This window comes from Streptomyces sp. NPDC043853, assembly GCF_056436025.1.
Window position 1 is genome coordinate 24,399 of sequence record NZ_JBWKDJ010000024.1, and the last position, 13,983, is coordinate 38,381.

Below are 13,983 nucleotides of genomic sequence, written 5' to 3' on the forward strand. Positions count from 1 at the left end.
GGCCGGCTGCTGATGCGAGAACGTTATCTCAGCCGGAGACTTCCTCGGCCAGCGCGCGGAGCGCCAGCCGGTAGGAGCCGAGGCCGAAGCCGGCCACCGTTCCGGTGGCCACGGCGGCGATGACCGAGGTGTGCCGGAACTCCTCCCGCGCGTACGGGTTGGAGATGTGCACCTCGATCAGCGGGGCGGTGCGCTGGGCCGCGGCGTCGCGCATCGCGTACGAGTAGTGCGTGAACGCGCCGGGGTTGATGACCACGGGGATCCGCCCGTCCGCGGCCTCGTGCAGCCAGCGGACGAGCTCGCCCTCGTCGTTGGTCTCCCGGACCTCGACGGCGAAGCCGAGCTCCGCGCCGAGCTCGGTGCAGCTCTCCACCAGACCGGCGTACGAGGTGGCCCCGTACACATCGGGCTCGCGGGAGCCGAGCCGGCCCAGGTTCGGGCCGTTCAGCACCAGGACCGGGCGGCCGGGGCCGCCGCTCACGCGGACACCTCGCCGTACGCGGCGATCAGGTGGGCCGGGTCGGGGCCCTCCAGGACCGTCGGCTTGGCCAGGCCGTCCAGGACGATGAAGCGCAGCAGGTTGCCCCGCGACTTCTTGTCGACCTGCATGGTCTGCAGCAGCTTGGGCCACTGGTCGCCGCGGTAGGTGAGCGGCAGCCCGACGGAGGCCAGGATGGCCTTGTGCCGGTCGGCGGTGGCGTCGTCCAGGCGTCCGGCCAGCCGACCGAGTTCGGCGGCGAAGACCATGCCGACGGAGACGGCCGCGCCGTGCCGCCACTTGTAGCGCTCGTTCTTCTCGATGGCGTGCGCGAGGGTGTGGCCGTAGTTGAGGATCTCCCGCAGCCCGGATTCCTTCAGGTCGCTGGAGACCACGTCGGCCTTGACCTGGATCGAGCGGACGATCAGCTCGGCCGTGTGCGGGCCGTCGGGCGTGCGGGCGCCCTCCGGGTCCGCCTCGATCAGGTCGAGGATCACCGGGTCGGCGATGAAACCGGCCTTGATGATCTCGGCGAGGCCGGACACGTAGTCGTTGACCGGCAGCGAGCCGAGCGCGGCGAGGTCGCAGAGGACCCCGGCCGGCGGGTGGAAGGCGCCGACGAGGTTCTTGCCCTCGGCGGTGTTGATGCCGGTCTTGCCGCCGACGGCCGCGTCCACCATGGCGAGCACGGTGGTGGGGACGGCGATCCAGCGCACCCCGCGCAGCCAGCTGGCCGCGACGAAGCCCGCCAGGTCGGTGGTGGCGCCGCCGCCCACGCCGACGATGACGTCGGTGCGGGTGAACCCGGACTGGCCGAGCGCCTTCCAGCAGTAGGCGGCGACCTCGGCGGTCTTGGCCTCCTCGGCGTTCGGCACCTGAATGGCGATCGCCTCGTAGCCCTGCTCGGCGAGGTCGTCGCGCAGGGCCTCGCCGGTGGAGGCCAGGGCCTCGGGGTGGATCACGGCGACCCGCTGGGCCTTCGTGCCCACCAGCCCGGCGAGCTCGCCGAGCAGCTGGTTGCCGACCAGGACCTCGTACGGGTCGTGGCCGGCGCTGCCGCCGACGTGGATCCGCGTGACCTGGTCCCGGCCGGTGTCCTGCTCCGTCATGCGTCCTTCAACTCCAGTGCGTCGAGGACCGCCTGGGCGACCTCTGCGGGGGTGCGGTCGTCGGTGGCCACGACGACGCGCGCGACTTCGGTGTAGAGGTGGCGGCGGGCCTCCATCAGCTCGCGCCACTGCCGGCGCGGATTGACGGCCAGCAGCGGGCGGGCGGTGTTCAGGCCCACCCGGCGCACGGCCTCCTCCACGTCCATCGACAGATAGACCACGGGCAGGCCGGTCAGCAGCTCGCGGGTGCCCTCGTCGAGGACGGCGCCGCCGCCGAGGGCGAGTACTCCGGCGTGCTCGGCGACCGCGGCCGCGACGGCCTGGCGCTCCAGCTCACGGAAGTACGGTTCGCCCTCGTCGACGAAGATGTCGGAGATCGGCCGGCCCTGGGCCCCGACGATGTCCGCGTCGGTGTCCCGGTAGGCGACGCCGAGCCGCTCGGCGAGCAGCGCCCCCACCGTGGACTTGCCGGACCCCATGGGCCCGACCAGGACGACCAGTGGTCCGCCGGTCACCGGATGTGGAGGTTGTCGAGGTACGCCTGCACGTTGCGGCGGGTCTCCGGGACGGAGTCCCCGCCGAACTTCTCGACGACGGCATCGGCGAGGACCAGGGCGACCATGGCCTCGGCGACGATGCCGGCGGCCGGCACGGCGCACACGTCGGAACGCTGGTGGTGGGCGGCGGCCGCCTCACCGGTGGCGACGTCGACGGTCGCCAGGGCCCGCGGAACGGTCGCGATGGGCTTCATGGCGGCCCGTACGCGCAGCAGCTCGCCAGTGGTCAGGCCGCCCTCGGTGCCGCCGGCGCGGCCGGAGGTGCGCTTGATGCCCTCGGGGGTGGAGACGATCTCGTCGTGCGCCTTCGAGCCGGGCACGCGGGCGAGCTCGAAGCCGTCGCCGACCTCGACGCCCTTGATGGCCTGGATGCCCATGAGGGCGCCGGCGAGGCGGGCGTCGAGACGGCGGTCCCAGTGGACGTGGGAGCCGAGGCCGACGGGGACCCCGTAGGCCAGGACCTCAACGACGCCGCCGAGGGTGTCGCCGTCCTTGTGGGCCTGGTCGATCTCCGCGACCATCGCCTTGCTCGCGTCGGCGTCGAGGCAGCGCACCGGGTCGGCGTCGAGCTTCTCGACGTCGGCGGGGGTCGGGTAGACCCCGTACGGGGCCTTGGCCGCGGCCAGCTCGACGACGTGGGAGACGATCTCGATGCCGGCGACCTCCTTGAGGAAGGAGCGGGCGATCGCACCGAGGGCGACACGGGCGGCGGTCTCACGGGCGCTGGCGCGCTCCAGGATCGGCCGGGCCTCGTCGAAGCCGTACTTCTGCATGCCGGCGAGGTCGGCGTGGCCGGGCCTCGGACGGGTCAGCGGCGCGTTGCGGCCGGTGTCCTTGAGCAGCGACGGGTCGACCGGGTCGGCCGACATGACGGTCTCCCACTTGGGCCACTCGCTGTTGCCGACCATCACGGCGACCGGCGACCCGAGGGACAGTCCGTGCCGGACGCCACCCAGGAAGGTGATCTCGTCCTGCTCGAACTTCATGCGGGCACCGCGGCCATAGCCCAGCCGACGCCGAGCCAGGTGGTCGGCCACCAGCTCGGTGGTGACCGGAACGCCGGCGGGAAGACCCTCCAGCGTCGCGACCAGCGCCGGTCCGTGGGACTCTCCGGCCGTCAGCCAACGCAACCTGCTCAACGATGCTCCTCATGCTCGCGCGTGATCCGGCTGTGGGCCGACCGGGGCGCGCAGCCCTGGTCCGCCACACTGATCCTCCCACGTCCGGGCCCGTTTGAAGGGCCCAGGTCCAGCTATCGGACGCCTTGTCCGTCAGGTGTGCTTCGAGCGGGAGTCCAGAGCGCGCTGTCCGGCGGCCCGCATGGCCGCCAGCGGCCCCGGTCGGCCGGTCATCTGCTCGACCTGGAGGACCGCCTGGTGGACCAGCAGGTCGAGGCCGCCGAGCAGCTTCCCGCCCTGCTCCGACCAGGCGGCGGCCAGCGGCGTCGGCCAGGGGTCGTAGAGCACGTCGAAGAGGGTGCCGGGGTTCTCCGGCACGGCGCCGGCCAGCGCGTCGGTGGTGCCCGCCGGAGTGGTGGCGATCACGAGGGGAGCGCTCAGGGCCGCCGCCGCGTCCGCCCAGTCGGCCGTGCGGACGGGGACGCCGAGCCGTTCGCCCCACTGCCGCATCTCGTCAGCGCGGGCCCGGGAGCGCACGTAGGCGGTGACCTCGCCGGAGCAGATCCGGGAGAGCGCGGCCAGGGCGGAGGAGGCGGTGGCGCCGGCGCCGAGCACGGCCGCCGAGGCGACCTTCTCCACGCCCCGCTCGCGCAGCGCGGCGATCAGACCGGGGATGTCGGTGTTGTCGCCCGTGAGCCGGCCGTCCTCGGTCCGGACGACCGTGTTGACCGCCTCCACGGAGGCGGCGGTGTCGCTGATGCCGTCCAGCAGCGGGATGATCGCCCGCTTGAGCGGCATGGTCAGCGACAGCCCGGCCCACTCCGGGCCGAGCTCCGCGACGAAGCCGGGGAGCGCGGCCTCGTCGATCTCGAACCGGTCGTAGGACCAGTCGGCGAGGCCGAGCTCCTCGTAGGCGGCGCGGTGCAGGACCGGGGAGAGGGAGTGCTCGATGGGCGATCCGAGCACCGCTGCGCGCTTCACTGCTTCTTCTCTTGCCTTTCCTTCTCGTACTCCGCGCGGTTCTGGTTGTGCTCTTCGTTGGTGGTCGCGAACAGGGTCCGCTTCTCCAGGGACACGAAGTAGAACCAGGGCCCGGGCTCGGGGTTGAGCGCGGAGTGCAGGGCCTCCTGACCGGGGTTCCCGATCGGGCCGGGAGGCAGGCCCTTGATCTTGTAGGTGTTGTACGGGTCGTTGAGCGTGCGGAGCTTGTCGACGGAGCCGACGTCCAGGGTGCTCTGGCCCTTCATGTAGTTGATCGTGGAGTCGAAGTCCAGCAGACCGTAGGTCTCGGTGTTGTCCGGCTCCAGACGGTTGTAGACGACCCGGGCGATCTTGTCGAAGTCGGGCTTGTTGTTGCCCTCGGCCTGGACCAGGCTGGCGAGGGTGACGACCTGGAGCGGGTTCTGCAGGCCGAGCTTGGCCGCCTGGCCCTGGACGTCCTCTTCGGTGTAGGCCTCGTTGGCCTTGGCCACCATCTGCTTGAGGAGCGACTGCGGGGTCGAGTCCTTGCCGAGGTCGTAGCGGGCCGGCCAGAGGAAGCCTTCCAGCGGGTCCTTGATGTCCTTGCTGCTGTTCGCCCAGGCGGGCAGCCCCAGGGTCTTGAACTCCTTCTTGGCGATGTCCGCGGTGGTGCCCTCGGGCTTCCTGAGGCGCTTGTCGATCTCCTTGTAGATCTCGACGTTGCGCTTGCCCTCGGGGATCGTGAGGACGTTCAGCTTCTTCGGGTCGCTCATCAGCTCGAGGGCCGACTTGGCGGACATGCCCTTCTTCAGCGGGTAGAGGCCCGGCTGGATCAGCTTCGACTTGGGGTCGGCGTTGGCCGCGTCCACGAAGGCCTGGACGCTCTTGACCACGCCGGCTTCCTTGAGCGCGACTGCCATGTCGGTGAGGTTGGCACCGGCCTTGATCTCCACGTCGACGGGCTCGCCGCCCTCGCCCGTGTAGTCCTCGGGCGCGCCGAACCGGTCCTGCAGGAAGGAGTAGCCGTAGTAGCCGACGCCGCCCACACCGCCGACCAGGACGAGCGCCACGAACAGGCAGGCGACGCCGTTGCGGCCTTTGCCCTTCTTGGCCTTCTCCTTGCCCTTGCCCTTGCCGCCGTCCTTGCCGCGGGCGTTGCGGCGGCCGCCGGGAGGCGTGCCGTCGTCGTCGCCCTCGCCGTCGTCGGCCTGGTCCTCCGCGGCGGGATCGGCGTCCTCGCCGTCCTCCTGCCATTCGGTGGCGGGCCGGCGGCGGCCCGGGGCCTCCGGCGGCGGGTAAGCCTCTTCCGTGCCGTAGTCGTCGGCGGTCTCGCCGGGATACGCGGTCGCCTGCTGCTGGGGGTACGGGTCGGGGCCCCCGCCGTACGGGTCGCCCCCGTAGGGCGCCTGGGGCGCGGCCGGGGGCTGGAACTGGCCACCCTGGGTGTCGTAGGCCTGCTGCTGGCCGAAATACGGCTGCTGCTGCGGCTGCTGCCCCTGCGGCATGTGCGGCATCTGCTGCTGGAACTGCGGAGGTTGCTGGAACTGCGGAGGTTGCTGGAACTGCGGCGCCTGCGGGTGCCCCTGGTACTGCGGGTCCTGGAAGTTCGGCTCCTGGAAGTTCGGGTACTGGGGGTTGTGGTACTGGCCGTTCTGGTACTGCTGGCCCGCGTACTGCTGCGGGTCCGGGTACTGGGGCTGCTGGGCGTGGGCCTGGGGATAGTGCTGCGGGACCTGGTGCTGTCCCGTCCACCCCGGGTCCCCGTAGAGGGGGTCCTCGGGGTGCCACGGTTCGGGGGCCTGGCCCCGCCCATACTCAGTCATCGATTCCCTAACGCCGCGCCGCGTCGAATAGCCGACGGCTGTTCGAATGCCGCCACATCGCGCGGAACGTTACCGTATCGCGATCAGATGACCACTTCGACGCACTCGCCGGGCGGATTTCCCGATACCCGTTCGGTCTCAAGAGCGTTCTGAAGGATGATCACAGCGGCTGCCTGGTCGATGACCGAGCGGCCCTTCTTGGCGTTCTTCCCCGAGGCCCGCAGGCCCTGGGCCGCGGTGACCGTGGTCATCCGCTCGTCCACCAGACGGACCGTCACCGGCTTGATGCCCTTGGCCAGTTCGGTGGCGAAGGCGCGGACCTTGGCCGCGGCCGGCCCCTCGCGTCCGCTGAGCGAACGCGGCAGGCCGACCACCACTTCCAGGGGCTCGTACTCCGCCACCAGCTGGCGCAGCCGGCGGTGCGCGGCCGGGACGTCGCGTCCCGGCACGGTCTCCACCGGTGTGGCCAACACCCCGTCGGGGTCGCAGGAGGCGACCCCGATCCGGGCGTCACCGACATCGATCGCGAGGCGTCGGCCACGGCGCAGCGTCATTACGCGGTCTCCCCCACCAGACGCTCGACGGCGGCGATGGCGTCGCCGACCGCGGCCGGGTTCTGGCCGCCGCCCTGGGCGACGTCGGGCTTGCCGCCACCGCCGCCGCCGAGGGTCTTGGCGGCGGTGCGCACCAGGTCACCGGCCTTGAGGCCGCGCTCGCGGGCCGTCTCGTTGGTGGCGATGACGGTCAGCGGGCGGTCGTTCGCCACGGCGAACAGGGCGACCACGGCCGGGCGGTCGGCGGCCCCCGAGAGCTGCTGCAGCCGGCCGCGCACGTCGAGGACCAGCTTGCGCAGGTCGTCGGCGCCGGTGCCGTCCGGCACCTGCCCGGTGACCACGGCCACGCCGCGGATGTCCTGGGCGCCGGCGGCCAGACCGGCGGCGGCCTGGAGGACCTTCTCGGCGCGGAACTTCTCGATCTCCTTCTCGGCGTCCTTCAGCTTGCCGAGCATGGTGGCGATCTTCTCGGGGAGCTCCTCCGGGCGGCCCTTGACCAGCTCCTGGAGCTGGGCGACGACCGTGTGCTCCTTGGCGAGGAAGTTGTACGCGTCCACGCCGACCAGGGCCTCGACACGGCGCACGCCGGAGCCGATGGAGGACTCGCCGAGCAGCTTCACCAGGCCGAGGTGGGCGGTGTTGGTGACGTGCGTGCCACCGCACAGCTCCTTGGAGAAGTCGCCGATGGTGACGACGCGCACGCGCTCGCCGTACTTCTCGCCGAACTCGGCGATGGCACCCTGCTTCTTCGCCTCGTCGATGCTCATGATCTCGGCGGTGACGTCCAGCTCGCGCGAGAGCACGTCGTTGATCTTCTGCTCGACGTCGGTGAGGACCGTGCCGGGGACGGCGTTCGGGGAGCCGAAGTCGAAGCGGAAGCGGCCGGGGCTGTTCTCGGAACCGGCCTGGGCGGCGGTCGGGCCGAGGGCGTCGCGCAGCGCCTGGTGGGTCAGGTGGGTGGCCGAGTGGGCGCGGGCGATGGCCCGGCGGCGCTTGACGTCGATGGCGGCGTAGGCGGAGGCGCCCACCGTCACCTCGCCGACCTGGACGGAGCCCTTGTGCACGGAGACGCCGGGGACCGGCTGCTGGACGTCGCGGACCTCGATGACGGCGCCCGAGTCGAGCTTGATCCGGCCCTGGTCGGCGAGCTGGCCGCCGCCCTCGGCGTAGAAGGGGGTGCGGTCGAGGACGACCTCGACCTCGTCGCCCTCGGAGGCGGCGGGCGAGGAGACGCCGTTGACCAGGAGGCCGACGATGGTGGCCTCGCCCTGGTTGGTGGCGTAGCCGGTGAATTCGGTGGCGCCGGAGCCGTCGGCGATCTCGCGGTAGGCGGAGACGTCGGCGTGGCCGGTCTTCTTGGCCTTGGCGTCGGCCTTGGCGCGGTCGCGCTGCTCCTGCATCAGGCGGCGGAAGCCCTGCTCGTCCACGGAGAGGCCCTGCTCGGCGGCCATCTCCAGGGTGAGGTCGATCGGGAAGCCCCAGGTGTCGTGGAGCAGGAACGCCTTGTCGCCGGAGAGCACGGAGCCGCCGGCGGCCTTGGTCTCGGTGACCGCGGTGTCGAGGATGTTGGTGCCGCCCTTGAGGGCCTTGAGGAAGGCGGCCTCTTCGGCGAGCGCGACGGTCTCGATGCGCTTGCGGTCGGTGATCAGCTCGGGGTACTGCTGCCCCATCGTGTCGATCACGACGTCGAGGAGGTCCTGGACCACCGGGCCGGTGGCGCCCATGAGGCGCATGTTGCGGATGGCGCGGCGCATGATGCGGCGCAGCACGTAGCCGCGGCCCTCGTTGCCGGGGGTGACACCGTCGCCGATGAGCATCACGGAGGTGCGCATGTGGTCGGCGACCACGCGCATCGAGACGTCGGTGTCCTTCGCGGCGCCGTAGCGGACCCCGGTCAGCTCGGTGGCCTTGTCCATGACGACGCGCAGGGTGTCGGTCTCGTACATGTTCTGCACGCCCTGCAGGATCATCGCCAGGCGCTCGAGGCCGAGACCGGTGTCGATGTTCTTGGACGGCAGGTCGCCGAGGATCGGGAAGTCCTCCTTGCCGTCGCCGGCACCCCGCTCGTACTGCATGAAGACGAGGTTCCAGATCTCGACGTACCGCTCGTCGTTGACGGCCGGGCCGCCCTCGACGCCGAACTCGGGGCCGCGGTCGTAGTTGATCTCGGAGCAGGGGCCGCAGGGACCGGGCACGCCCATGGACCAGAAGTTGTCCTTCTTGCCCAGGCGCTGGATGCGCTCGGCGGGGACGCCGATCACGTCGCGCCAGATCGTCTCGGCCTCGTCGTCGTCGAGGTAGACGGTGATCCAGAGCTTCTCCGGCTCCAGGCCGTAGCCGCCGTCCGCCACGGAGCTGGTGAGCAGCTCCCAGGCGTACTTGATGGCGCCTTCCTTGAAGTAGTCGCCGAAGGAGAAGTTGCCGCACATCTGGAAGAACGTGCCGTGGCGGGTGGTCTTGCCGACCTCTTCGATGTCGGGCGTACGGACGCACTTCTGCACGCTGGTGGCGCGCGGGGCCGGCGGCTTGGTCTCACCGAGGAAGTACGGCTTGAACGGCACCATGCCCGCGTTGACCAGCAGCAGAGTCGGGTCGTCCGCGATGAGCGACGCCGAAGGGACGACGGTGTGACCGCGCTCCTCGAAGAAGCTCAGCCAGCGACGGCGGATCTCAGCCGACTCCATTAGTGGTCCTCATTCCGGTTGTACGAGTAGGTGGATCGAGAGTTGTCGTTCTGGATGGCCCGCAGGCCGCGCGGCCCGGGGAGGGCGCGTACGTCGCCGGGCCGGTCCGGATCCTGGGTCAGCCCCAGGGCATCGTTCAGCTCGTCCTCGCGCCGGGCCATTCCCGCCTTGACGTCGAGGGCGAAGTCCTTGAGCCGGTGGCCCGCCTCCACGGCCTTGTCTGCGGCCTGGGCGGCGAGGCTCTCCGGGGTCAGCTGCTTCAGCTTGCGGTTGACCTTGGTGGTGGCCCACACCCCGGCGGCAGCGCCGGCGGTGAACCAGAAGGTGCGGCGGAACATCGCGGTCTAGCCCTTCTGCTTGCGGCGCCGGGCGGCCGGCACGGTCCGTCCGACGATCACGCTACGTCGCTCCGAGCGCGCCGGCACGTCGTCCGTTCGGCCCAGTGCCTTGCGCACCCCGTACCCGAAGGCCGCGACCTTGACCAGCGGGCCGCCGAAGGTGCTGGCCACGGTGGAGCTGAGCGCGGAGGCGTTGGAGGTGACCTCCTGGACGTCGCTGGTGATCGCGTCGACCTTGTCGAGCTGGGTGCGTGCGGAGCGGACGGTGGTGGAGGCGTCTGCGAGGAGCGGGACGGCCTGCTCGGTCACGTCCGCGACCAGCTTGGTCGCCGCCTTCAGCGTCTGCGCCAGCCTCACCAGCGCCAGCGCGAGGAAGGAGACCAGGATCGCCCAGAAGACGGCCACGATGATCCCGGCCACCTCTCCACCGGACACGTTGCACCGCTCCCTGAAAGTCTAAGAAAAGTCCTGCCCCGACCCTATCGCGCCGGGGGTGGCCCTCCGTACCGGAATTCCGCAGGAGAGCGGGCAGCCTTGTACGCGGCGCATCCGGAGCACTACGCTCCGTGTCCCATGCGGACCGGGACCCACGGCAATCTTCCCTCGGAGCTCTCCGGCCTGGTCGGGCGGGGTGCCGAACTGGCCTCGCTGGGGCGGCTGCTGGATTCCTCGCGGCTGGTGACGGTGACCGGGGTCGGCGGGGTGGGGAAGTCCCGGCTGGCGGTGGCGGCAGCGCGGGCGGCGCAGGAACGCTTCCCCGACGGGGTCTGGCTCGCCGGTCTGTCCTCCGTGCGCGATCCCGCGCTGCTGGCGCTGTCGCTGGCCGAGGCCCTGGGGCTGACCGACCACACCGTGCGGCCGCCCCGGGTGGTGCTGGCCGAGCACCTGGCGGACCGGACACTGCTGCTGGTGCTGGACGGGTTCGAGCAACTGGTCGACGACTGTGCCGAGCTGGTGGTGGAACTGCTGGGGCGGGCGCCGGGGCTGCGGGTGCTGGCGGCCGGCCGGCGGCCCTTCGCCGTCGACGGGGAGCGGGCGTTCCCGCTGGCGCCGCTGGGCGCCGAGGACTCCGTACGGCTGCTGGAGGCGCGGGCGGGGGCGGCCGATCCGGGGTTCGCCGCGGACCCGGGGGTGCTCGCGGAACTGTGCGCCCGCCTGGACGGGATCCCGCTGGCCCTGGAGCTGGCGGCGGCGCGGCTGCGCGCGCTGTCCGCGGAGCAGGTGCTGGCCCGGCTGGACGACCGGTTCCGGCTGCTGGCGGGCGGAACCCGCGGGGTGCTGCCCCGCCACCGGGCGCTGCGGACGGCGATCGGCTGGAGCCATGAGCTGTGCACGGCGCGGGAGCGGCTGCTGTGGGCGCGGCTGTCGGTGTTCGGCGGGCGGTTCGACCTGGACGCGGCGGAGTACGTGTGCGCGGGCCCGGACCTCCCGGTGGAGGAGGTGCTGGACCTGCTGGGCGCGCTGCTGGACCAGTCGCTGCTGGTCCGGGAGGACACGGCGGTTGGTGTCCGCTACCGGATGCTGGAGACCGTACGGGCGTACGGGGCGGACTGGCTGGAGTCGCTGGGCGACACCGGGCGGCTGCGGCGGCGGCACCGGGACTGGTACCTGGGGCTGGCGACCTGGTGCGAGGTGGACTGGTTCGGCGACCGGCAGCCGGAGGTGGCGGCGCTGGTGGAGGCGGAGCTGCCGAACCTGCGGCTGGCGCTGGACTGCTGCCTGGAGGATCCCGAGGAGGTCCATCTGGGCCGGTTCCTCGCGGGCACGCTGTGGTTCTACTGGGCGGGCTGCGGCCGGCTGGCCGAGGGCCGGCTGTGGCTGGACCGGGCGCTGGAGCGGGAGGCGGCGCGCGGCACGGACGCGGACACCTCGCGGCTGAAGGCGCTGTGGGTGCTGGGGTACGTGGCGGCGCTGCAGGGCGATGCCGTGGCCGCGCTGGGCGCGCTGCACGAGTGCCGGGAGGGGGCGGAGGCGGCCGGGAACGCGGTGGCGGCGGCGTACGCGGTCCACCGGCTGGGCTGCCTGGCGCTGGTGTCCGACGACATGGAGCGGGCGGGCGAGCTGCTGTCCTCGGCGCTGGAGCGGTACCGGGCGGCCGGGGAGCTGAACAGCAACGTGCTCATGTGCCAGGTGGAGCTGGCGATGGTGCTGGCCTTCCAGGGCGACCTGTCGGCGGCGCGGGCGCTGTGCGAAGAGGTGCGGGAGCACTGCGAGGAGCGCGGGGAGCGCTGGACGAAGACGTACGCGCTGTACGTGCTGGCGTACGCGGCGCTGGACGCGGGGGATCCGGCGGCGGCGCGGCGTCTGCTGGCCGAGTGCGTGGCGGTGAACCACGCGTTCCGCGATCTGGTGGGCCTGGTGCTGGCGGTGGAGCTGCTGGCGCTGGTGACGGTCACCGAAGGGCACCCGGCGGAGGCGGCCCTGCTGCAGGGCGCGGTGGAGCCGGTGTGGGGGTCGGTGGGGCTGCAGCTGTTCGGCTCGGGGTACTTCAACGCGCCGCGGCTGATGTGCGAAGAGCGCTGCCGCGAGGCGCTGGGCCGGGCCGAGTACGCGGAGGCGGCCGCGCGGGGGCGGGACCTGGGCGTGGACGCCCTGGCGGAGCGGGCGCTGCGGGGGCCGGTCCGGCTGCCGGGCGGGCGTTCCGGGGAGGGAAGCGGACGCGGGAACGGCGGAGGCCCGCAGCCCCCCGGTGGGGTGCTGCGGGCCTCGCGTACAGCCGGGTGAGGCTACGACCGCATCAGCGGGCGTAGTACTCGACGACGAGCTGCTCGTCGCAGATCACGGGGATCTCCTTGCGCTGCGGCTCGCGGTCCAGGCGGAAGGCCAGGGCCTTCAGGTTGACCTGGAGGTAACGCGGGGTCTCGCCCTCGCCGGCGTAGCCACCCTCGCGGGCGACCTGGAAGGGGTGCTTCTCGCGGCTGCGCTCGCGCACGGTGATGACGTCGTCCGGACGGACACGGAACGACGGCTTGTCGACCTTGCCACCGTTGACCTCGATGTGGCCGTGGACGACCATCTGGCGGGCCTGGTAGATGGTGCGGGCGATGCCCGAACGCAGCACCAGGGCGTCCAGACGACGCTCGAGCTCGACGACCAGGGCCTCGCCGGTCTTGCCGGAGACCTTCTTCGCGCGGTCGTACGCGCGCGCCATCTGCTTCTCGCTGATGTCGTACTGGGCGCGCAGACGCTGCTTCTCGAGCAGACGGACCTTGTAGTCCGAGTTCTGCTTGCGGCCACGGCCGTGCTCACCCGGCGGGTAAGGGCGGGCCTCGAAGTACTTGACGGCCTTCGGCGTCAGGGCGATGCCGAGCGCACGCGACTTCTTGACCTTGGGTCGTGCCTGGTTCACGTGGAACCTACCTCCATGTAAGTTAGGTGAGCCTTACCTTATTTCGAGGAGGACGTAATGTCTCGACCGCATGGGATCCCCCTGCCCAGTGCGCACCGCAGTTCGGACGAGAAACGATCCACGTCCGCTTACGACGACGGTAGGCAAGGTCAGCCGCGTCCCAGGGAAGGCGTTCGACAGCTCACCGGAGCCGAACGCGTACGAACCCTCGTAGAGTCCAACGCCTCAGTATCCCTCACACTGGCGGGTGCTCGTGCCACTCGGGGTCCGAGGGAGCCCGCCGCGCTCGGGACAGGGGTGCCGGCCGCACGGACCGCCACCCCGGACGGGGACGTGGTTCTCCTCGTTTCCGGGGAATCCGCGGCGGCCAGAGCCGCCGCTCACGCCCAGGACGACGACCTCGCAGCAGTGATCGAGATCACTGATGTGGCGCCGGTGTCCGTGCCCCATCGTATCCGGGGCCGCGCCTGGCTGTCCGGCTGGCTCACCCCGGTCCGCGGCGCCGCCGAACGGGCGGCCTGCGCCGCCCTGCTCGCCGAGCGGCACCCGGTCGGCGAACTGCTCGGCCTCGACGAGGGCACCCCCGGGGACCGGCCGGCCTGGACGCTGCTGCGGCTGGAGGTCGGGGTGATCCGCCTGGACGACCTGTGGGGCGCCGAGCAGGTGGACCCCGAGGACTTCGCGGCCGCCGTCCCCGACCCGCTGGCCGGGCACGAGACGGAAATCCTGCAGCACCTGGCCGCGGCGCACGCCGATCGCCTCGCGGACCTGCGGAGCCTGCTCGGACCGCGTGCGGCGGATTCCCTGGCGGCCGTGCCCCTGGCGCTGGACCGGCACGGCCTGCGGATCCGCTTCACCGACGCGGCCGGCGGCCCCTCCTTCGACGCGCGGTTCGACTTCCCGGCCCCGGTGGCCGACGTGTGCGGCCTGCGGCACGCGCTGCGGGCACTGTTCTCGGCGGCGTCCTAGAAACCCGGGCCCGCCCAGGTCCCCAGGGGCGCGGGGAACTGCGC

13 protein-coding genes are annotated in these 13,983 nt (G+C 71.9%); 2 read left to right on the plus strand and 11 right to left on the minus strand.

What is annotated here, in order from left to right; translation table 11 throughout:
* Positions 1–28: 28 nt before the first annotated feature.
* The 10 genes from aroQ to AC067U_RS36545 all read right to left on the minus strand — a co-directional run bounded on the left by aroQ (position 29) and on the right by AC067U_RS36545 (position 10,056).
* On the minus strand, positions 29–481 hold the full coding sequence (gene aroQ / locus AC067U_RS36500; protein WP_478834163.1) for a type II 3-dehydroquinate dehydratase: 453 nt from the start codon (positions 479–481) through the stop codon (positions 29–31).
* Positions 478–1,587: a 3-dehydroquinate synthase gene (gene aroB / locus AC067U_RS36505; RefSeq protein ID WP_478834164.1), complete on the minus strand. Its 1,110-nt coding sequence runs from the start codon at positions 1,585–1,587 to the stop codon at positions 478–480. Before aroB ends, aroQ begins: the two co-directional genes overlap by 4 nt.
* Complete coding sequence (locus AC067U_RS36510) at positions 1,584–2,102, minus strand: shikimate kinase (RefSeq protein ID WP_478834165.1); 519 nt, start codon at positions 2,100–2,102, stop codon at positions 1,584–1,586. The genes aroB and AC067U_RS36510 overlap by 4 nt, the downstream gene beginning before the upstream one ends.
* Positions 2,099–3,283 (minus strand): chorismate synthase, encoded by a 1,185-nt coding sequence (gene aroC, locus AC067U_RS36515; protein WP_478834166.1) that lies wholly within the window; start codon positions 3,281–3,283, stop codon positions 2,099–2,101. The genes AC067U_RS36510 and aroC overlap by 4 nt, the downstream gene beginning before the upstream one ends.
* 132 nt (positions 3,284–3,415) lie before the next feature.
* Positions 3,416–4,243, minus strand: coding sequence for a shikimate dehydrogenase (locus tag AC067U_RS36520; RefSeq protein WP_478834167.1), 828 nt, complete (start codon positions 4,241–4,243; stop codon positions 3,416–3,418).
* Entirely contained in the window at positions 4,240–6,045 is a 1,806-nt protein-coding gene (gene mltG, locus AC067U_RS36525) for an endolytic transglycosylase MltG (protein ID WP_478834168.1), read from the minus strand. Before mltG ends, AC067U_RS36520 begins: the two co-directional genes overlap by 4 nt.
* 83 nt (positions 6,046–6,128) lie before the next feature.
* Positions 6,129–6,599, minus strand: coding sequence for a Holliday junction resolvase RuvX (gene ruvX, locus AC067U_RS36530; protein WP_478834169.1), 471 nt, complete (start codon positions 6,597–6,599; stop codon positions 6,129–6,131).
* Positions 6,599–9,283 carry an alanine--tRNA ligase gene (gene alaS, locus AC067U_RS36535; protein WP_478834170.1) on the minus strand — a complete coding sequence of 895 codons (2,685 nt, stop codon included), beginning with the start codon at positions 9,281–9,283 and terminating at the stop codon, positions 6,599–6,601. Before alaS ends, ruvX begins: the two co-directional genes overlap by 1 nt.
* Positions 9,283–9,621: a DUF6167 family protein gene (locus AC067U_RS36540; protein WP_478834171.1), complete on the minus strand. Its 339-nt coding sequence runs from the start codon at positions 9,619–9,621 to the stop codon at positions 9,283–9,285. Before AC067U_RS36540 ends, alaS begins: the two co-directional genes overlap by 1 nt.
* Positions 9,622–9,627: 6 nt before the next feature.
* Positions 9,628–10,056 carry a DUF948 domain-containing protein gene (locus AC067U_RS36545; protein ID WP_478834172.1) on the minus strand — a complete coding sequence of 143 codons (429 nt, stop codon included), beginning with the start codon at positions 10,054–10,056 and terminating at the stop codon, positions 9,628–9,630.
* Between the two features lie 138 nt (positions 10,057–10,194).
* Between AC067U_RS36545 and AC067U_RS36550 the strand changes: the two genes are divergently transcribed.
* The gene (locus AC067U_RS36550) at positions 10,195–12,345 is read left to right on the plus strand and encodes an ATP-binding protein (RefSeq protein ID WP_478834173.1); all 2,151 of its coding nucleotides are present in this window, start codon (positions 10,195–10,197) and stop codon (positions 12,343–12,345) included.
* A gap of 13 nt (positions 12,346–12,358) precedes the next feature.
* Here AC067U_RS36550 and rpsD read toward each other — a convergent pair whose 3' ends face one another.
* Positions 12,359–12,970, minus strand: a complete 612-nt coding sequence (gene rpsD, locus AC067U_RS36555; RefSeq protein WP_393578503.1) for a 30S ribosomal protein S4 — start codon at positions 12,968–12,970, stop codon at positions 12,359–12,361.
* 297 nt (positions 12,971–13,267) lie between these two features.
* On the opposite strand from rpsD, the gene AC067U_RS36560 reads away from it, so the two are divergent.
* On the plus strand, positions 13,268–13,939 hold the full coding sequence (locus tag AC067U_RS36560) for a DUF2470 domain-containing protein (RefSeq protein WP_478834174.1): 672 nt from the start codon (positions 13,268–13,270) through the stop codon (positions 13,937–13,939).
* The last annotated feature ends 44 nt before the right edge of the window (positions 13,940–13,983 follow it).